16 protein-coding genes are annotated in these 21,453 nt (G+C 29.3%); 5 read left to right on the forward strand and 11 right to left on the reverse strand.

The genetic code is table 11. From position 1 onward, the window contains the following. The first annotated feature begins 124 nt into the window (after positions 1 to 124). A complete protein-coding gene (locus I4V51_RS10270; protein ID WP_195988348.1) occupies positions 125 to 637 on the forward strand; it encodes an RNA polymerase sigma factor in 513 nt (170 codons plus the stop codon). Then, positions 624 to 1,586, forward strand: a complete 963-nt coding sequence (locus I4V51_RS10275; RefSeq protein WP_195988349.1) for an anti sigma factor C-terminal domain-containing protein — start codon at positions 624 to 626, stop codon at positions 1,584 to 1,586. Before I4V51_RS10270 ends, I4V51_RS10275 begins: the two co-directional genes overlap by 14 nt. Before the next feature lie 70 nt (positions 1,587 to 1,656). On the opposite strand, the gene I4V51_RS10280 is transcribed toward I4V51_RS10275, so the two are convergent. Together I4V51_RS10280 and I4V51_RS21510 are read right to left on the reverse strand one after the other, a co-directional pair. After that, positions 1,657 to 2,610 (reverse strand): family 43 glycosylhydrolase, encoded by a 954-nt coding sequence (locus I4V51_RS10280; RefSeq protein WP_347708656.1) that lies wholly within the window; start codon positions 2,608 to 2,610, stop codon positions 1,657 to 1,659. Beyond that, on the reverse strand, positions 2,573 to 2,887 hold the full coding sequence (locus tag I4V51_RS21510; RefSeq protein WP_347708657.1) for a family 43 glycosylhydrolase: 315 nt from the start codon (positions 2,885 to 2,887) through the stop codon (positions 2,573 to 2,575). Before I4V51_RS21510 ends, I4V51_RS10280 begins: the two co-directional genes overlap by 38 nt. A gap of 285 nt (positions 2,888 to 3,172) precedes the next feature. Between I4V51_RS21510 and I4V51_RS10285 the strand changes: the two genes are divergently transcribed. After that, a complete protein-coding gene (locus tag I4V51_RS10285) occupies positions 3,173 to 3,625 on the forward strand; it encodes a helix-turn-helix transcriptional regulator (RefSeq protein WP_195988350.1) in 453 nt (150 codons plus the stop codon). A 135-nt stretch (positions 3,626 to 3,760) separates the two neighbouring features. Here the strand turns inward: I4V51_RS10285 and I4V51_RS10290 are convergent, their stop codons facing one another. Next, entirely contained in the window at positions 3,761 to 4,063 is a 303-nt protein-coding gene (locus tag I4V51_RS10290) for a hypothetical protein (RefSeq protein ID WP_195988351.1), read from the reverse strand. Positions 4,064 to 4,628: 565 nt separating this feature from the next. On the opposite strand from I4V51_RS10290, the gene I4V51_RS10295 reads away from it, so the two are divergent. Next, positions 4,629 to 5,900, forward strand: a complete 1,272-nt coding sequence (locus I4V51_RS10295; protein ID WP_195988352.1) for a CshA/CshB family fibrillar adhesin-related protein — start codon at positions 4,629 to 4,631, stop codon at positions 5,898 to 5,900. 62 nt (positions 5,901 to 5,962) lie between these two features. Here I4V51_RS10295 and I4V51_RS10300 read toward each other — a convergent pair whose 3' ends face one another. The 7 genes from I4V51_RS10300 to I4V51_RS10330 form a co-directional block, all read right to left on the reverse strand. Then, positions 5,963 to 7,618 carry a hypothetical protein gene (locus I4V51_RS10300; protein ID WP_195988353.1) on the reverse strand — a complete coding sequence of 552 codons (1,656 nt, stop codon included), beginning with the start codon at positions 7,616 to 7,618 and terminating at the stop codon, positions 5,963 to 5,965. Between the two features lie 104 nt (positions 7,619 to 7,722). Beyond that, positions 7,723 to 8,880 (reverse strand): YibE/F family protein, encoded by a 1,158-nt coding sequence (locus I4V51_RS10305; RefSeq protein ID WP_195988354.1) that lies wholly within the window; start codon positions 8,878 to 8,880, stop codon positions 7,723 to 7,725. A gap of 79 nt (positions 8,881 to 8,959) precedes the next feature. Further along, a complete protein-coding gene (locus I4V51_RS10310; RefSeq protein ID WP_195988355.1) occupies positions 8,960 to 9,595 on the reverse strand; it encodes a hypothetical protein in 636 nt (211 codons plus the stop codon). Between the two features lie 173 nt (positions 9,596 to 9,768). Then, positions 9,769 to 12,120, reverse strand: a complete 2,352-nt coding sequence (locus tag I4V51_RS10315; RefSeq protein ID WP_195988356.1) for a metallophosphoesterase — start codon at positions 12,118 to 12,120, stop codon at positions 9,769 to 9,771. A 174-nt stretch (positions 12,121 to 12,294) separates the two neighbouring features. Further along, positions 12,295 to 12,675: a MerR family transcriptional regulator gene (locus tag I4V51_RS10320; protein ID WP_195988357.1), complete on the reverse strand. Its 381-nt coding sequence runs from the start codon at positions 12,673 to 12,675 to the stop codon at positions 12,295 to 12,297. A 194-nt stretch (positions 12,676 to 12,869) separates the two neighbouring features. Then, positions 12,870 to 14,732 (reverse strand): alkaline phosphatase, encoded by a 1,863-nt coding sequence (locus I4V51_RS10325; RefSeq protein ID WP_195988358.1) that lies wholly within the window; start codon positions 14,730 to 14,732, stop codon positions 12,870 to 12,872. Continuing rightward, on the reverse strand, positions 14,732 to 16,606 hold the full coding sequence (locus tag I4V51_RS10330) for an alkaline phosphatase (RefSeq protein ID WP_195988359.1): 1,875 nt from the start codon (positions 16,604 to 16,606) through the stop codon (positions 14,732 to 14,734). Before I4V51_RS10330 ends, I4V51_RS10325 begins: the two co-directional genes overlap by 1 nt. A gap of 517 nt (positions 16,607 to 17,123) precedes the next feature. Between I4V51_RS10330 and I4V51_RS10335 the strand changes: the two genes are divergently transcribed. Beyond that, the gene (locus tag I4V51_RS10335) at positions 17,124 to 17,564 is read left to right on the forward strand and encodes an Hsp20/alpha crystallin family protein (protein WP_195988360.1); all 441 of its coding nucleotides are present in this window, start codon (positions 17,124 to 17,126) and stop codon (positions 17,562 to 17,564) included. A 133-nt stretch (positions 17,565 to 17,697) separates the two neighbouring features. Here I4V51_RS10335 and I4V51_RS10340 read toward each other — a convergent pair whose 3' ends face one another. After that, the gene (locus tag I4V51_RS10340; RefSeq protein WP_195988361.1) at positions 17,698 to 21,234 is read right to left on the reverse strand and encodes a 5'-nucleotidase C-terminal domain-containing protein; all 3,537 of its coding nucleotides are present in this window, start codon (positions 21,232 to 21,234) and stop codon (positions 17,698 to 17,700) included. Positions 21,235 to 21,453 lie beyond the last annotated feature (219 nt).

Genomic DNA, 21,453 nt, shown 5'->3' on the forward strand with positions numbered 1-21,453 from the left:
GATAATATCTTATTATTATATTTATATTTAAAATCAAAAAATATTTTTATATTTTTTTGTATACATTTCAATTATTAAATTGTCTTACATACATAAGGCCTTAAAACTTTACATAGGGGGATGAATGGACGCAGATATAGTAATAAACTTATATAAAAAACAATTTAAAATAATTTGCTTATACTTAGTTAAATGTGGATGTTCAATTAGTGATGCTGAAGATATTGTCCATGATAGTTTTATAAAGGCAATTGAATATATGGATGGTGTTGCTATAGAAAATCTTTCTTCTTGGTTATTTAGAGTTGCTATTAATAGATATAAAAATCATATTAAACGGACTAAAATAATAAATTCTGTTTCTATTGATGAAGTAAATTTTTATGAACAATTGATTCACGATTTAACTGTTGAAAAGGAAATTTTATGTAAAGAAAAGTGTAAGGAAATTAAAGAAACTCTTAATAGTTTAAAAGAAGAATATAAATCATTACTTATATTTAAATATGAACTTGATTTAAGTTATAAGGAAATTGGACTTTTATTAGGTATAAATGAAGATACTGTAAAAACTTATTTATACAGAGCAAGAAATAAATTCAAAGAGGAGTGGATTAAAAAGTATGAACAATATTGATGATATTTTTGATGATAAAAAACTAAGAAAATCTGTTAAAAAGGCCAAGCTTAAATCTACAATAAAAATAATAATAATCGCCTTAATTATTTTTATAATTGGAACTTTTGCCAATATAATAATTAGTCTAAATTTAAGTGCAAAGAAATATGAAGCTGATGAAGCTTATGTAAAATTAACTGTTCCTAATGGATATATAAGTGAATCAAATGATATTATAGGATTCTTAGGCGGGAATGGAACTTATAAAATAGCTAAAAAAGTTTGTGATAAGTCTGTTATTTTAGAAGATAGAATTTCACTTTTTGGTCTAATACCTCCAATGAATTATTTTAGGGGCACTGGCAATGGATATATTGTAGGAGGAGAATGGCCTGTTCATCTTTGGGAAAATAGTTATAAAAAGCTAAGTTTTTTTCACCCTGAACTTAATTATAAGAAATATCAGAATGATTTAGCTAATTTAGATACAATTCCTGATGGAAAAATAATTGAAATGGCTATATCCTTTGATAAATCATATAAAATAAAGGACTTATATACTATTCAAACAGAACTACAACCTTCAAAGATAACATGGGCATGGTTAAATGAATTCACCGAAGAAAAAATGAATGAATATCGATATTCAGTTGAGAATTATGATGCTAAATCAGCTGGAATACCAGAAGAAGATACTATAGGAATACCATTATATAGTGCTTATACTTTTGATAACATTTCATATACTCAATATTATGATGAAATTATAGAAAATTTAGAAAAAAGCTACTCATCAGACCATAAAAAATTATATAAAGAAATTATGACTAAAGGTAAAACATCTTCAAATGATGCTGAAATACTTGGAGTAGTTATTCAAGGAACTAAGGAAGATTTAAAAAAAATAATAGGAAATCCTATTATTAAAGCTTCAAGCTTTGGTGTAATAACTGATCCTATATATTAAATTAAAAAGTGCCATAAAATTTGCTCTCTACAAGCTTTATGGCACCCTCTATTTCTATAATCTAATATATTTAATTAACATCCTTTGTTTCATCTACCTCATAATTAAAGAAATCAAAATCAGCATAATGCTTATGAAGTACTCTATCTGCACAAGTCATTCCAACGAAGGTTCCTGTAAATTCACCATACTTACAATATTCATCTGAGAACTTAGTTGTATCAAAAACCTTTCCTATTTTATTATAAGCTTCTCCATCATAACTCCACTGAAAATAAGACTGACGTCCTTCTACATTTAATCTAAGATATATAGGACACTCTTCTACTGGAATTCTTGTATTTAAAAACTCAGTTTTTTCTCCATTTTCAAGATGAATTACAGATAAAGCACTTTGACCTAATGTCTCACTATAATACTTTCTTAAATAAATATAGTTCATATTGTCATAATACATAATAAGTCCTGCACTATGTTGATGTACCTCTGGCTTAAACTCCATCTTTGTAGTAACCTTTGCATAAACTGATGTTAACTTTCTAGCTAGTATACTAACCTTATTTAAAGAACATCTAGATTCTTGACCTCTAATTCTTACATAACCTGGTCTAGCTTTAACATCTGCAAATGATGAAGGTGATATTCTTGGAGCATAATATTGAATTCCTAGCTCTTCCCCATTAAAATCATCAAAGTTTGTTATTTGAGGCACTTTATATTCTGGAAGCTTACTTTCCGCTACATATTCCTTAGCTAAATTTGAATCATCATACATTCTTAGCCAGCCATCATCTGTCCATTTCATTTTTTGAATTGCAGTTTCACGTCCAAGAGTACATCTTAATTCTGGTACAAATGGTCTTGCTGTGTGATGAACTAAATAAACTTCACCTAATTGAGTTTCAACATAACTTCCATGGCCTGATTTTTGAAGTACTGATTCTGGATTAAAATACTTAGGCTTTAAATGATCAGGATCATGTCTTTCATAAAAATCTCCAGGTATAGATATAAACAGGTTCACTCCAAGGCCCTTTAATATCTTTTGCTGTAATTAAATAGTTGTCCACATCAAAGTATCTAGCATTCATAGAGTTCATTACTCCATAAACTACATAAAATAAATCTTCCTTTTCACAATATGTTAAACATGGAGCCCAAATCCCCTTTGCTGATAGTAATTTCTTTAAATCTACAGCCACATCATCAGTTAATACATGACTATATAACTCCCAATTTTTCAAATCTTTTGAATGATAAACTGGAATTCCTGGAAAGCATTCAAAAGATAATACTACCATATAATAATCTTCACCTTTTCTACAAATACATGGATCTGGATTTAACCCTGGTAATAAATGAAGCTTTTTACCTGAAGAATTACATCCATTTTTGATATTAATTCAGGAAATGTTCATTCAACTCGCTGTATTGATGGAAATACGTCAATTTTATTACAAATACCCTCTGGATTATTAAAACGTTATATACCTAATTATAAAAATCACTATTTTGACTTAAGTATTAATTCTAACGATGGTAGTAATAATGAAAATTTAAATAAAATAAAAGAGATTTTGAAAAACATGAAAGATTTGAAAACGTATCCTTGCGAAGTTGGACACTTAAGATTTGCCAGTCTTTTATTTGAGTTTCTTTTTTTGTTATATAATAATTTTAGAATTACAATAACTAATGATAAATTAAATCATTCTAATGTATCTCTTTCTAATTTAGAACCAGTACTAAATTTCACTAGGCAAAATTATAATAAACATATTTCTATTAAAGAAGTAGCTGATGTAGCTCATCTTCAACCGGAATACTTTTGTAGAAAATTTAAACAATTTATGGGACAAACCTATTTAGATTATTTAAATGAAATTAGACTTTCTCACATTTATATGGACTTACTTAATACTAAAGATTCTATATCTAATATTATGGAAAAACATGGTTTTAACAACTATAAGTTATTTTATAAAATATTTAAAGAAAAGTTTAACTGTACTCCTAGAGAAATTCGTAAAAATAAATAAGTCAAATCATATAATAGCTTAGTACCTCTAAAAAATTAAAGAGTCTTAATATATTTAACAAAAAAATCCAGCACAAAGTATAACTTAAAACTGGATTTTTCTATGCTTTTATTACTATATATTTTTTTCACCATCTTATTTATAATTTATCTCATCATATTTATTTATAAATTTTGATCCCATTACATCTATATACTCAATATCAGCCTTAATTACACATAAATTTCTATGCTTCTTTTTTTCATCTCTAAGCCTTCTTAAAGCATCAATTTCATAATCATAAACACCAAATACTTCTTCATAATCTGTATCTCTTTCCTTTATAACAATGTATTTTCCATATTTGTATTCATAAGGGTCTTTATCTTCTTGAAATAATCCTGCTTCCTCTAATTCACGTTTCATCATTTCTAAAAATTCATCTTTTGTTTTATCCATTTATATTTTCTCCCTTTATTTTATTTATCCTAATATTATATCCTATTATATATTAAAATTTACCTTTTTTAAATTTATATATGTAAATTTATTCACAAAAAGTTCATATTTTTATTAATAACCTTGTTTACTATACTAACACTACCTTTAAAGAGGGTATGTTAATGAATGCAACTATTGTTATTATCGTTATTATTTATCTATTAGTAATGCTTGCTATAGGTTATTACTCATCTAAGAAAATTGAAAGAAACGGTGACTTTATGGTTGTAGATCGTCGACTAAGCCCTATACTTATGGTTAGAACATTGTAGTGTTGTGTCTTTACTAATGTAAAGAAAATTTATACCTTTCTTTGTATTAGATTCAACAATGCCTGAATTAATATTTAGCTTTATATTTTTCAAATTATATCCTTCCAAAAAGGAAACTATTGATTTTATAGAATAACATATTAAAAGCGTCATAAAAATATGATACTTTTCTTATTTATATTAAGACTACACATAACATTTTAATGGTTCACTGAATATAATATAGTATTATTACTAAAGAGGTGAAATTAATGAATACTATTAATGAAACTGCATATAAAGCAGCACCTGGTAGTACAGGTAAAGGTGTACCATATATTTATTGGATTAACTTAGGACAAAACTTACTAATAAAACCTGGTGAAACTTATCAACTTACAAATGCACTAGGTAATACGGGCTATACCTTCCACATGACAATAAATGGTGTTGGTAACATGAACTTAGTATCTAATAAGTTACCTACAGAATATGGTGATTTAGGCCGTATTGATTATCAAGGTATTCAAGGCTATCCTGTTTTTTATCCCTATAACTATAGTTATAATGGTCTTAATGTATGGAGGGTTGACCTTGAAGATATTTATATTACAGATTCTGATGGAAATACTATAACTAATTATTCATTTGTAGCCGCTGATGCTGAACAAACTAATCTTTTTCCATATGGTGCAGAAAGTAATACTTTTGTAACCTCAAACGGTGTATGGAGTTTATATGATACTGTACAAGTAGCCCCAACACCAGCTTGGCCAGATCCTGGCGAATTAGATTTAATAGGAATAGACTCAAACACTGTACAAGAACTTCCAGTTAAAGAGGGCTATAATTATGCTCCAATTTTTTTATGTCAAGCTACAGGTAATTGCCAAATAACTATGATTTCTCCACACCAAAGACAAGCTGTTGCAGTAGGAGTAATGATACAAGAAAAAGGTATTAGTATCGAAAAAAGCCCTATAAATCAAATAATACTAAAGCAAAATAATTATGAATTCTTCTTTGATTTTAAGTTTACTGCTTTAACCTCAACAGTTGGGTATACCGAATATAGAATAAGTGATTCCTTACACCCTGGATTGTCTGCTAATCTAGAAGCCACTACTGTTTCTCAGACTATAGGCGGAATAACTACTAACGTAGCTTTTCAAACACAAGTCGTTAATAATACTACTAATATAATTATTCCTATAAATAATGTAACCGAAGGTGCAGATGTAACTATAAAACTATATGTTAAGGTTACAAATCGATTATTACTTCCTGATAAATTTTTAAATGAATGTAGTATAGCTGTATTAAATAATAATTCTAACGAAAATAAAGTAGCCTTATCTAATAAAGTTACCATTGTTTCAAATGAAGATTTCCATAAAGATCCAAAAACCAAACCAATACCTCCTACAAATCCAAAACCATCTCCAATTGTACGTCCTGATCCACATTATCATGTAATTAAGCACTGTAGCTTATGGCATTATTGGTATTGGTACTACTGTTGTAATAAAAAGCATCATATATAATTAATGCTAAAAGTATAAAACAGATACTTAAAAATAAGTATCTGTTTTATACTTTAATATCTTTATATTTTTCCAAATATATTTATTCCTCTAAACTTTATATTTGAATATAAAATTATATTATCACCTGGATTTGTTAAATCTAGATTTCTTACAATAAATTTTCCATCTGGTGTACTAATATCAGCTATTGCATTATCAGCATATATCCATGAGTATCCTAATTTATCTGTGGATGATATAAATTGTCTATATTCATCTACTCCATTTAATTTCACTATAAATTTACCTATATAAACTGCTCCATCTTCTTTCTTGAATTGAACTTTCCTTACTGATGGTTTAGCTATTCCTGGTGTTAATATAACTACAGGATATATTATTACTCTATCTTTACTTATAATTTGTGGATTACCACTGCCAATATCATCTACTGACATTTCACCTCTATTACAACTAATTTCCCCAGAACCTATTATCTTTATTTCTCCTGGAGCACCGTTATCCCCTGCCCCAATTGCTGATGTGTTTAATCCTCCCTTTGCTCCTATATCAAGTTCTCCAGTTATTTCTATTGTTCCAACTGAACCATTAATTCCTCCACCTATTCCGGCTCCATTAATTCCTCCATTAGCAATAAGCTCTCCTGACCCTTTTATTCCTATATATCCTCCTGAAACATTAAAGCCTCCACCTATTCCCGATGCATTTATTCCCCCTGTCGTTATTAACTGCCATCCTACATTTATTTTTATAAATCCTGGTGCCCCTTCACTTCCACTACCTATTCCTGCTCCTCCATCTCCACCTTGTACATCTAAAATATTCATAGCATCTATATCTATGCTTTCTACCGCTCCATTATATCCGCTACCTATTCCAGCTGCTCCATTTCCACCTGTCACTTGCATATTTGCAAAAGTGTTTATGGTTATACTTCCTGATGCTCCATAAAATCCTCCGCCTATTCCTGCTGCATTAATCCCACCTGTTACCATAACTGTTCCTATCCCATTTATTTTTATTTTTCCACCAGAACCATTACTTCCTCCACCTATTCCAGCTCCTCTATATCCACCACGTATATTAATAGTTCCAGCAGTATACATAATTATATTTCCAGCAGATTCATTAGAATTTCCTCCAATTCCTGCCGCTGAAGCATAATTACTTATAAATCCTATACACTCAAGCTTAGTATTGTCATCTTCAAAATAAATAGATAACCTTTGTCCTTCTCCAATATGAATTGCAGCATTAAGTTTCGCTTCTGGATAATTCCCTGTTTTTGATGCTACTATACTGTTATTACCTGAAAACTGTAATGTATTTCCTTCCTCTACAACTTCATTTTGTGCAATATTACCTGCTATATCTATAAATACTCCATTTGTATCATTATCAGGATTATTTGCTGATAATCCTAAATTTATAACCTTACAATTAAAATATGTTTCTCCTCCACCTTCAGCAACAAGAGATGCATATATATAATTAATACTATTAGCTGTATTTTTTCCTATTAAAGTAAACTCCATTATATTATTAGGTATTTTAATTCTGTAGTAACTTGTTTGAGTAGTGAATCCTGATTCACTAAGATCTAATGTTATACCTGTAATATTAGAATCCTGAATTGCCAGCTGCTTCATATAGTTATTTAAATCGTCATTATTATACTTCCATTCTGTTCCTAATAATTTTATTTCTGAAATCATCTATTCTCCCCTTTTAGATTATTATATTGTTATTATTATAATATAAATACTTTAATTTAATTGTTCTATAATTATAATATTAATAAATATATTAACCTGATGGGTCAATCTAACTTTTTACATTTAACTGCTAATTTTGAAGCTAGAAAAGCTGCTATTGGAATAGATAAAACAAGGGCTATTCCGCCTGATATTCCCTGTATAACCTCAATTACTATACTATCAATATTTATTAACTGCATATAAGGGAGATTGTACATAAAATAAATGACAACTATATTAATACTACTACCTGTAAATGCTAATATTAATGTATTAGTCATAGTTCCCATTACATCTTTACCTATATTCATTCCTGATTTAAATAACTGCTCACTAGTTAATTCTTTATTTATTTCAAACATTTCAAATACAGAGGATGTTATAGAAATAGTAGTATCCATAATTGCTCCTAATGAAGCAATTATTATTCCTGCAAAAAGCAAATCCTTTACCCTTAAAGAAGTCTTTTGTGCAACAAAAAGTAAATCCTGTGCTTCATAAGTATTAAAGCTTGAAATATTAGTTATAACTCCAAATAAGTAAGCTAAAACTCCTGCAATAGCTGTACATAAGATACAGCTAAAACAAGCTACCATTGTTTTTTTGCTCAACCCATTTAGGGATAACATCGTAACACCTGTTGATAATATAACAATAATTACTGATGCTACTATTGGATTCATACCTCTTATTATTAAAGGGATAAATAAAAATATTATACATACCATTGTAAATCCTAAGGAAAATAAAGACTTTATCCCCTTTAATCTTCCTATAAATATTACTATAAACATAAAAATTAGTACTAATAAGTAAAGTGCCATTTCTCTACTATAATTCACAATAACAGTTGTAGTAAAATCATCAAAACTAGAAATTATAAACTTAGTTCCAATCTTAGCTGGTTTATTATCTACTCTTCCAATAAAGTTATTTGCAATAACTACTTCATCTTTTCTGTCTCCACTTAAAATTTTAAGCTCTAAATTTTGTTTTCCTATATTAATATAATGAAAATCTGGATCTGGTTCTAACTCTTCTGAATTTATACTTATAACTTCTGCTTTTGCATATTCAATCCCTACTGGTCTATCTTCTGGTTTTTTATAATCCAATGTTTTATTAAATATAATCAAAAATATATAAAAGCTTAACATAAACCCAATCCAAATTACATTTTTCTTATTAATCATTAAATTATTTTCTTTAAATTTAGCCATAAGTATATTCCTCTTTACCCTTATTTTTATTTACCCACTATTACTTTTCATACTTACTTTAAACTTTTTATAATTATAACTAGCTTGTTATTTTAAGGATTCCATCCCTTACTTTTAACTTTCCATAACTATCTTTAGTAGATAGTGTAGTTTTATCTACATCCCCATTTATAGTTGCAAAAACTGCCTCTTCTATTTCAATAACAAGCTCATCATTTGGAATTACTGAATCTTTAAGTTTAAATATTAATTGAAATGGTATATCCTTCTTTTCTTTTTCAAAGCCACTGCTAACATATGCATTCTTTCCTGCTGTTGTATCTAAATACATAGCTTTTATTACACCTTCTTGATTTGCAACCTCTTCATTATATGACCACTGTGGAATTTTATAAGATGCTTCATCATCTCTCTCCTGGTCATAATCATTATAAGTTTCCATAGTTCCTATAGAAATTCCCACAAACTCTAATTTATTATTGTCAAACTTTATTTCTACACTTGCTGCTGGATATTCATTATCAGGTAGTTTACTTAATACAGCAGGTATTATAATCTCCTCTTTATAATTGGATGAAAATTTTTCACTAGAAACTTTTAATTTTAATGTCGGCGTTGTTTTAATACTAAAAATAAATATACTAAGTACCAAAGTTATAGTTAATACTATAATTACTCCACTAATCCATATTTTCTTGTTTTCTTTTATTTTCATAAGCTTTCCCACTCCCTATCAAAGGTTTTTTATTCTATACATATGATACATTATTTTCCTTTTCTCTTCTTTGGTAGTTACGTTAAATATATGTAATAAAAACTTAACATTAATAAACAAGCTACCCCAGGGGTGCCTCTGGGGCGCCCCTGGGGCTACTTGTCTACTTCTTATTATTTAGATAAAACTTTAAACTCTTTACCTGCTACATAATTATCAACTACATCTATAGCATCTCTTGTATTAATTCTTCCATCAGCATTTACGTTTATACTAATAATTTCTTTATTGTTTAATTCAGTTTTTCTTAACCAAGAACTTACTGCTGCTAAAGCATCTTGTGCATCTATTCCATCATTATTAATATCACCAAATAATACTGTTTCTACTTGCTCTGCTGTTTCTGTTAATTTATAACTCTTAATATCAGATAAGCTATCTAAAGAAGTATCTTCTGATACTAATGCAACATAAGTTACCTTTCCTGTCTTCTCTGTAAATTCTGGACTATAGTAGAATTTAGTGTCTCCAAATTTAACATCAGTTGTGTTTTCTACTAATGTAAATTCTGCTGCAACAGCCTTCATATTTTCAGGGATTACATCAACTCCTTCTGATACATAAAGTTCTCTTGCACTAACTTGTGCTACTTCTTTTTCTACAAAAGTAATTGTACTCTTAGCATTTTTAGTATTGTATTCTATATCAACATCATTTTCACATCTTAATACTAGGTCTGACATCTTAATAGCAGTACTATCTTCTGAAGATTTATCTTCCTTTAAAGCAAGTGTTAATGTAACTACATTTTTATTGCCTGATGTGTTGTTAACAAAAATAGGTTCATCATCTAAATTTGCAAGCGCAACTCGTAGCTTTCCATCATCAACATTGTAATCCCAGTTATTTGCTTTAATAACTTTGTTATTTAATTCTACAGCTTTTACTTCTAAATCTTCTGGAATATCAAATGCCATTTCTGAAGCTCTTATTACAGAATCAGTTGGTAATTCATTAACTACAACTGGAACCTTAAATTCTACTCCTGCTTTACCTTCAACATTTTCAACATCTGACATACTTACTGTATAAGGACTTTGTTCTGTATCCCTAACAACAGTTAAAGTATCATATAAATATTTATCTGTAGTTATAGTATCCGTTGTAGTATCATATTTAAACATATATGTGTTTAATGTAAGTTCATTTTCTGAAACTTCCATTTCAACGATTACTTGCTCTTTCTTTACATCACTACCTGTATCAGTTGAATTTACATCTAAGAATGAATATCCTGGTGCAAGTAAATCCCCCTCACCTACAGTATAATTCTTTTTAGAGTACCACTTTAATCCTCCTGCATGTCCACCTACCATATATAATGGTACATTTTCTGGATCTTCTACACTTCCATTTTCATATGTTGTTACCTCTGCTTTATATCCATTTTCATCAACAAATCCTCTTGAATAAACATGGTCATGTCCTTGCATTACCACATCCACATCTAAATCAGTAAATACTGGAGCCCAGTACTTTCTTGCTTCTACTATATCTGAATCAGTAATGTGAGATGCACCTGTATATATTGATTTATGGAAACCAACAAATGTCCATTGTCCTCTTTCCTTTGCCTCATTTACTACTTCCGTTAAATATTCTTTTTGTTGTAATCTTGCATCTGCATCATATCTTGCTGCTTCTAAATTTAACATTATAAATGTTACTGGGCCATAATCATAAGAATATACTATGTTTCCTGACTCTGCTGGAGCATTAATATGTCTAGTTAATGTATTATTATCATGATTACCTTGTACTACAGAAACTAAATTGTTTCCAAACATATCTTGTCCACCATTTGGGAAAGCTCCTTCATTATTAAATAATAATTCCCATTGTGTTTCATTTGCTGCTGTATCAGTTGTATCTCCTGCTAAATAAACAAAATCTAAACCATCTATCTTACTAACTTCATTTAGTGTAGCACCTAAAGCTTTAGCATTTGTAGCATTAGACACTTGTGTGTCTGCAATATAAGCAAATTTAATACTTTCTTTGCTTCCTACTGCAGGAGCTGTTTTAAACTTACCAGTAAAGGTATATTCTCCTGAACCTACAGTATACTCATATTGTGTTCCTGGTTCTAAGTTGCTTACAGATATTTTGTGAAAATACTTATTAGCATTGCCTATTGAGTTTTCACCATTTACAATAATTTTTTCACTATCTCCAATTTTATTTAATACAACTTTAGTTTCTAATCCTGAATTTATTGTTGTATAAGTAATATTTACTTGTTTTGATGGATCATCTCCCATATGAACATTTACTTGTTTTGGTGTTGAATACTCCTCTTCACTAACAGATGTGACATAAGCTTCATTCGATTTTTCTAAACTTTCTACTGCTACTTCCTTATTTGCTGTTAATTTTGATGCTCCTACTTCAATTACTCCACTTGACATAGTTATAGCTATTACCATAGCTATTGATAAGGTTATAGTTTTGTTTCTTCTAATCATAAATATTCCCCTTTTTTTATATTTGAGTTTTTAATTTACAATATAAATGTTACTATGTCTTAGTTATAAGCTTATTAAGTTAATGTTACCTTTTGTTAAATATTGGCTATATTCATTTAACATAAAAGCACCTAATAAATTCTTCTTTAATTTATTAGGTGCTTAATATATTAATTATTTTTCATCCCATGTTAATTTTCCCGTTTTAACCGCAACTTCATATCTTGAAATTTTATAATTAAGTCTTCTAAGTGTTTCTTCTATTTGTTTTCTTTGATGTAAAAGAGATTCTCTTTGCTCTATTAATAATTGTAATCTTGCAGGAATTGTAGAATCTCCCTCTTGAAATAGCTTAACATATTCAATCATTGCCTCAACTGGTAATCCTGCACTTCTCATACATTTAGCAAGTTCAACCCAATTTAAATCTTTCTGTTGATAATCTCTAATACCGCTAGCCGTACGAGTTACAGGTGGAATCATCCCTACACGCTCATAGTATCTAAGTGTATCAGCTGTAATATCATACTTTTTACTAACCTCTGTAATTGTCATTTTATTATCCTCAACTTTCATTATATATCATAATTTCATAATTTAATCATACCCCTTGTAGCTAGCTCTAAGTCAAGTATTTTTACATAATAATTTATAACCTCTTCAAAGAACTTATTTATAATAATTATAAAAAAATAGTAGTTAGATACACTTTACATATCTAACTACTATTTTAATTTAAAACCCTAAACTTACTTTTTCTTCTTCTTAGAAGTAAACATACCTGCTACTATAGAACCTACACCTAATAATGCTACTATTCCACTTCCTACAACAGCACCAGTTTCAGGTAATTTAGAACAATTTGGCTTAGTTGAAGGTTTATTTGTTCCTGAATTTCCTGTAGATCCTGAACCTGAATCACTTCCATTATTGTCTCCATCTACATCATCACCTACAGTATCATCAGAAACCTCTTCATTTAATATTTCTATTATTTCATCTCCATTACCATATGCAACATCACCTGCTAAAATTGAAACTGATGATAACTCTTTATCTTCAATCTTTTCTCCTGCTACAGACACTTCCACTATGTTGCTATTGGCAATTACCTTTAAAGTTTTATCTTCTTTTGCAATTAAGAAATATGGATTTTCAACATCATCAGTATTAACTTCAAATGTTGCACCTTCTACTTCTAATTTAGATTTTATATCTTGATATAAAGTTTCACTTGCAGAATCTAAGTTTAATCCTAAATTACTTGCCATATACTTAGGTAATTCTGTATTATCAACTGTACCTCTTAGCTTTTCAACACCTGCTGGAGCATAAACACCTAAGTAAACATCTCCTCCTGTATGTCCCCCTGTAGTATAACCAAGCTTAGCACGAATCTTCATTACTTCATTTATTTTTCCTGTCTTTGCATATTCAAGCTCTTCAGCAGTAATATCTGAATAACCATAATATTCTTTTATTAATGCTTTAACTTCCTCATCAGACTTTCCTTCTACTAAGGCAGTAAACTTTTCTGCACTTAACTTAAAATCTTTAATTTGCATTATTGATTCTTCAAATGTTAAATCATCATACCCACTTGTTGTACTTTCATTACCTATACTAAATCCACTATTTGCATGGTCTGTTGTAACTACAACAATAGTATCTTGATTTTCTTTTGCATAATCTAATGCAACTTTAATTGCATCATCAAAAGCTAAAATATCTCCAATTGTTCCTGCTGGATCATTAGCATGAGCAGCCCAGTCAATTTTACTTCCTTCTACCATTAAGATGAATCCTTCTTCATCTTTTTCTAAAACTTCAATAGCTTTTTCAGTCATTTCTGCTAAGCTTGGCTCTTCTTCATTACCTTCAGCAACTCTGTCAAAATCATAAGCTAAATCTCTTTCTGCAAATAATCCCCAAAGCTTATCACTATCACTTTCATTCATTTCTGACTTATTTGTAACATAGTCATACCCTAAAGCCTTAATATCCTCTGTTAAATCTTTACCATCATCTCTTTTTCCACCACCAGTAGCTTCAAAGAATACACTTCCTCCACCTAATACAACTTCCATATCTTTATATACTTGCTGCTTCATAATAGAATTATAATCCTGTCTACTTTCAACGTGTGATGAGAAAGCTGCTGGTGTTGCATGTGTAATTTCTGAAGTTGCAATTATTCCTGTAGCCAATCCATTTAATTCTGCTGCTTCTAATATTGTTGCTTTTGGTTGACCTTCTGTATTTAACCCTACAACTCCTGGATTAGCTTTATAACCCGATGATAATGCTGTTCCTGCTGGTGCTGAATCTGTAATTGGACCATTTGCCCATGCAGTTTTAACAAATCCACTTCTAATATCGTCCATAGCTAATTTATCATTACCTAAAGTTCCATCTTGAATATCATTATAATATTTTGCTGCAGTAAGAATTCCATCGCTCATTCCATCTGCAATTAAGTAAATAACCTTCTTAACCTTTTTGTCATCTGCTTTAGTAGTAGAAGGATTACTTAATCCAAATATAAGTGTACATCCTAATAATAAAACTCCTGCTCTTGAAATTAATGTATTTCTTGTCTTCTTTGAAATCATTAGTTTGCTCCTCCTACTTCTTCAGCATTAACTTCTTCCCTAAATTCATTTTCCTCTTTAACAGCATCCTTATTATTTACTGAATCTTTATCATCTTTAGAGTTATCTTCAGTTGATTCAGTAATATCTTCTTTATCTTTAATATCCTCAGTTACTTCTTTAATAACATCTACATCTACAATATTTTCTTCTATAATTTCTATATCTTTCTTAGGTATGTTATTTTCCTTTAATCCAGAAACTATATCTATTAATTCTTGAGGAATAAAGTACTTACCATCTATATATGGAACTACAGTTTTTAATTCTTTTTCTTCACCATTAATTCTATAATTATTAGTGTATATATCTACTTCAATAGTATTTCCTAATCTTTCTATTGTAAGTTTTGGTGAATATTTAACACTTTCATCTACAGAAGTAATTGTTCCTTCAATTTTACCTAATACAGATTCACCATCTTGATAAACTTTCTTTGTATAATTACTTAATATTTCTTCACCAAATAAAACCCTTTGCATATATTTATTTACTTCTGTATTATCAACAACACCTTCTAAAAGTTCTACATCAGATGGTGCATATACCCCAAGATAAATTTGTTCTCCTGTATGACCACCAGTTGTATAACCAATTCCTACTCTTCTAGCAATTACTTCTCTTATTCCTACTTGCCTGCCTTCACCTTGTTCTCCCTTTACTATAGCTAGCTCTTCAGCAGTTAAGTCTATTCCATAGTATTCTAATGCTAATGCTTTTATTTCTGCATCACTCTTTCCAGATGAAATTTCATCAAATCGCTCTTCAGTAATTGTTGCATTTTTTAATAAGTAAGTAGTATTTGCATATGTCGCTTTATCATATGATCCAATATTATCGTTATAATAGTTACTTCCAATAGTTATACCACTATTACCATGGTCTGTTGTTACAACAACTACCGTATTTCCATCTTCTTTTGCAAAATTAACTGCTGCTTCAACGGCTTCATCAAAAGCTAATATGTCTGATACTATTCCTACAGTATTATTAGCATGAGCCGCCCAGTCAACTTTACTTCCTTCTACCATTAAGAAGAATCCATCTTCATCTTTATTTAAAACTTCAATAGCCTTATCAGTCATTTCTGCTAATGAAGGCTGAACATTATCATTATCACTTTGTCTATCAAAATCATATTTTAAATCTGCATCTGCGAAGCTTCCCCATAATTTATTACCATCATAATTATCTAATTCATCTTTAGTAGTGATAAAATCAAAGCCTTCTTCTTTAATATTATTTACTTGATCCTCATAATAAGCTGTAAACTCATCAGTTGAAACTTCTGATGTAAATCCGCTTGCTTTATTGAATCCACCACCTAAAACAACTTCCATATCTTGATTAATTTGTTGTTGTAGTATTTGATTATAATGCTTTCTATTATTAGTATGTGCTGTAAAATCAGCTGGAGTTGCATGAGTTATTTCACTAGTTGCTATTATTCCTGTTGCTTTTCCAACACTTTCTGCACCTTCTACAATGCTAGCCATTGGAGTATCATTAACTGATGTTCCTATATACTTATTATTAGTCTTTTCACCAGCTGCATATACTGTTCCTCCTGGTGCAGAGTCAGTTATTGGCCCATTTGCCCAACTTGTAATTACACTTCCTACAGAAATTTCATCCATAGCTAAATTTCCACCTTTTGTTTGTCTTGCTAATGTGATTCCTTCTGTACTCATACCATCAGCTATAAGCATAATTACATTTTTAGCTTTTCCTTTTTCATTTGCATATACTACATTACTTCTTGATGCATGTATATTAGTGGTAACTCCTGCTACTACTAAAAAGGCAGCAATTATCCCCTTTATTCTTTTACTCATTAATTCATCCTCCCTATGTATCTTTTACATATCTTACATTATTTACTATAAAGGAGTTTCTTTAAATCAATATTAAGAAATTAGTGTTTTTTGTTAAATAATGGTTAACACTATATATTTATACCTACAATATCAACCCATTAATTTACATTTTTATTTTTCCCATTTATTTTTAGAATATTAAAAGTTATATTTTATAAAACTCACTTCTGGTTATCTTCATATCTGCTTTTTAATACTTAAATTTTGTTAAAATTTTTTGAAATTAATTTTTATCAAATTCTCTCTTTTATTTTCTCACTTATAACCGATTATTCTCACTCTTATGACTTTGACTTTCTTTGACCTTGAACATATAATATAACTGTACAAAGAAATAAGAGAGGTAAATAAAAACAATGCTTCTCTAAATAACATTTAAAGTTAGTTAAAGATAATTTATTACCCACTATCCTTAGTATGATAAATTCAACTAACTACATTAAAATTTTAAATTTCATTTAAAGGAGGTCTTTGTATGTTTGGTTTAGTACCTTTCAAATTTAATAATGGAGAAAATAATAGAGGATTAAGCATTAATGACATGTTCAATGATTTCTTTAATGACAACATGTTATCATCATTTAATTCAAGTGAAAACTTTAAAACTGATATAAAGGAAACACCTGAAAAATATATTGTTCATGCTGAATTACCAGGAATTAATAAGGAAGATATAAATATTGATTATAGTAATAACTATTTAAATATTTCTGCTAATAGAAATTATGAAAATGAAGAAAAGAAGGATAACTATATTAGACGTGAAAGAAGTTATGGATCAGTTTCTAGGGGATTTTATATAAATAATGTTAATAAGAACTTAATTAAAGCTAAATTTGATAATGGAGTTTTAACTATTGAGTTACCTAAAAAAGATTTAACTGCAGATAGTGATAGTAGAATTTTAATTGAATAAATTATTATTAGCCCTAAAAGAAGGTGATTCCAATAAATCCCAAATAAAGTAGTTGCAAAAATAAGATTTGCAACTACTTTTTATTTATAATATATGATTTACATCCTGGGATGCTACCATTCTTCCTCTTAAATTATGCTATATCATTTCTCTTTTTCTTTATTAATAAATATCCACTACTTGCTACTAATACTCCAAATAAAACTGCAATAATTGAATCAACTCCACCTGTTTGTGGTAATTTACCTCCATTTGGCTTAGCTGTAGGTTTAGTAGGCTTAGTTGTTGAACTTCCGCCATTACCATCACTAGGCTTATCTATATCTTCATCCTTATCAATATTAGTATCTTTTCCTGCTACTAATAACTCTTCTACATTAGTATCTATTCCATTCTTTCTCCAATATTCCATAATACCATCTCTCATAACAATATTGGTATCATACATATCTTTTGCATTAGAGAAATCATATCCATCTCCACCTGTTGCCATAAAGTCATTTACAACAACCTTATAATACTTATCCATATCTAATTTAGTTCCATCTTCAAGTCTTATTGAAGTTACTCTTTCCCCTGCTACTGCATCTTTATCATACCAAACCTTTATACCTGAGAATTGACCCCATCCCATATTATCTGGCATAATTCCATGTTCAATAGCCTTAACTATATCTGAACCCTTAAGTTCCATTGTAAATAATGTATTATCAAAAGGTAATATAGTATACATATCTCCTACTGTTATATCTCCAGCAGTTAATGGAGTTCTAATTCCACCACCATTAGTAATACAAATATCAGCATCAGCTAAAATTCTCATTGTTTCTGCAACAACTATACCTAATGGTTGTAAGCCTTCTCTTGAATTATAATCTAAATCTTTATCTAAAACTGTTACCTTCTCATCTAATATTGGTGATAATTCTTCTTTATTCTTTGCAACTAAAGCTGCCACATCTGCATCAGCAACTATACTTGCACTTCTCTTATAAACCTCTTCTGTATTTGGAGTTACAGAAACTAAATTTCCTTCCTTATCAAAATCAAAAGATAAAACTGATAATCCTCTTCCATTATATCCAGCTTCAACTATTGGAATATTGTTAACTGTTCCACTTGTAAATTGATGATCATGACCACCTATTATAGCATCAACATTTTTAACAACCTTAGCTAAATCTGCTGTTTCTCCTGTAATTTCACCTGTAGTTCTATTTTGAGTTGCACCTAAATGAGATAATACAACTACTGCATTAACACTCTTTTCTTCCTTTAATTCTTTAGCATATTTATTAACAACCTCTGCTGGTGCTAAGAAAGCAAGATCCTTAACATTCTCAGGCTTAGTTTTATATGCTGTTTCTTCTGTAGTTATACCTATTATTCCTACCTTTAATCCATTACTTTCAACAATTAAATATGGATCTGCAAAATCAACAGGTTTTCCAGTAGCTTTATCTACAATGTTTGCTGCTAAGAATGGGAAGTTTCCTTCTTTTCCCCAATTTATAATCTTATCTGTTCCCCAGTCAAACTCATGATTTCCTAAAGCTGATGCAGTTAATCCTACATTAGCAAAGAACTCTGAAACTGGCTTACCATAAGTTAAATTAGATATTGCAGTACCTTGATATAAATCACCAGCTGCTACAGCAAAAGCTTCATAGTTAGAACCTTTTATATTTTTTCTTTCTTTTAATAGTGTAGCTAATTTAGCAACACCAATATTTTTACCGCTTTCTTCTACATTTCCATGTAAATCATTAAAGCTCATAAATTCAATTCTAGTTGTATCTAAAGCTTTTAATACATCATTCCAAGTTAAGCTCTTAACATTAGGAGTTCTTCCATCTTCTGATGAAGGAAGTTCTAATATACCTTCATTAACAAGTCTAACAGCTTCTGCTCTTAAGGTTTCATTATAGTTAATACCTGTTAACTTCCAATTGTTATCTACATTTCTTGTTATTTTTCCATTCTTAACATTTGTAATATATTCAATGATTAAATCTCTCATATCTGATACTTCATCAGCACCACTATCATAAATTTTCTTATGAGTCCCTGGTTCAAATACAGGATTACTTGAAGAATTTAGTATAGAATCATATCTATAGTTATTAACTGCAAGATAAACTACATCTTCATCTGAAACTTCCTTACCATCCTTTTCAAAATAAAGATTTTCAATTCTTTCACCAGCTGGCTTTGAAATATTAATATCGTAAGTTATTCCATCAAACATATCATATTGATATAATCTTATATCTTCATTAAGAGATACTGTTAAATCTCCAGTTTTAAATTGATTATATATAGAAGCTGTCCACTCCATATATCTTTTTAATTGCTTACCATTAGTTTTTATTATATAAAGTTTATTATCATATTTATAAATATTAGATACAGCTGCCTTTGTTATATCTCCAGCAAACATATTAGAATTAGCATCAAATAGCGCAGCACCTGATACGCTGTATCCAGAGTTTGATTCAATACCTAAGCCTTCAAGATATTTAGCACTATTATATAATTGAACTTCATTAACAAAATCAGTTACACCTTGGTCTTCTACTAAAGATTGTGGAATTCCCTTAACTTCATTTTCATCTGCCAATGATTTATCTAATGTTCCTATTACACCTCTTGCATCTTCAATTGCTCTACTGTGATAACTAGAAAGCTTTCCTTGTAAATCCCCATCAACACTAATACCTTTAGTCGATAAATTAGAACTTGAACTTTCTATAACCTTGTATCCTTCTTCAGTCTTTTCTAAAGTTATATCTATCTTACCTAAGTCTGCCCCATTATTTCCTGGTTGTACAACTATAGCATTATTAACTTTTATTCCAGCTTTCTTTTCATGGCTATGTCCCATAACTATTGCAGAAACTTCTGGATTAGCATTAGCTATGTCAGTAGCACTATCTCCACCACCATATTCTGAAGTTAAACCAACATGTGCTGAAACTATATAAAGATCTGCTCCCCCAGCTACCTTAATTTCAGCTATAACTTTAGTAACCTCTTCTGTAGGATTTTTTGCTTCATATCCTACTAAGTTTGCAGCATCCCACTTTGTTATCCAAGGAGAAACTACACCTATTACTGCAACTTTAACTCCATTTTCTAAAGTCTTAATCATATAAGGATTTAATACTCTATTTCCATCCTTATAAAGATTAGCACATAAAACATTTAAGTTATCATTTGTTTGATTTATAAAATCATTTAATTTATTCATTCCAAAATTAAATTCATGATTACCTAAGTTAAATACATCATATCCAATTTCATTTAACCCTAGTATCATTGGAGACATATCATCATTTAAAAATAAATGATTATAATTTCCTTGAGTAGTATCACCATTATCAATTATTACTGTATTTCCATTTCTATTTTCTTTAATTAAAGTAGATATTTGAGTTAATCCACCATCAGATTGTAAATCTCTTGCATACTCATAATTTGTAAATCTTCCATGTAAATCTGTAGTTGCAAGAATGTGAACATTAACCTTTTTATTTTCTTTTAACTCAACATTATTTTCTTCTGTAACTTCTTCTGCACTAACTAAAATATTAGTAGGTAAAAGGCTGATACAAAACAACGACACTAAAATGGTAGCTAAGCTTTTCTTAAGATTTAATTTGTTTTTCATCTTATTCCCCCTAAGATAATATTTATATCATAAAAACAAATGATATCTTGAAGTTAAATTATTCATCCCTATATAAGTTATATTATATTAATCACATAATATTCCTTACATCATTAATAAGTATTTATATCTTAATTTCCTCCTTACTTAAACTCTACATATTTACAATTATATATTCATAAAATATACTTGTTGTTATAAAGTAGTTAATAAAACATA

The sequence above is a fragment of the Clostridium sp. D53t1_180928_C8 genome (genome assembly GCF_015667795.1).
Lineage (GTDB): Bacteria > Bacillota > Clostridia > Clostridiales > Clostridiaceae > Clostridium.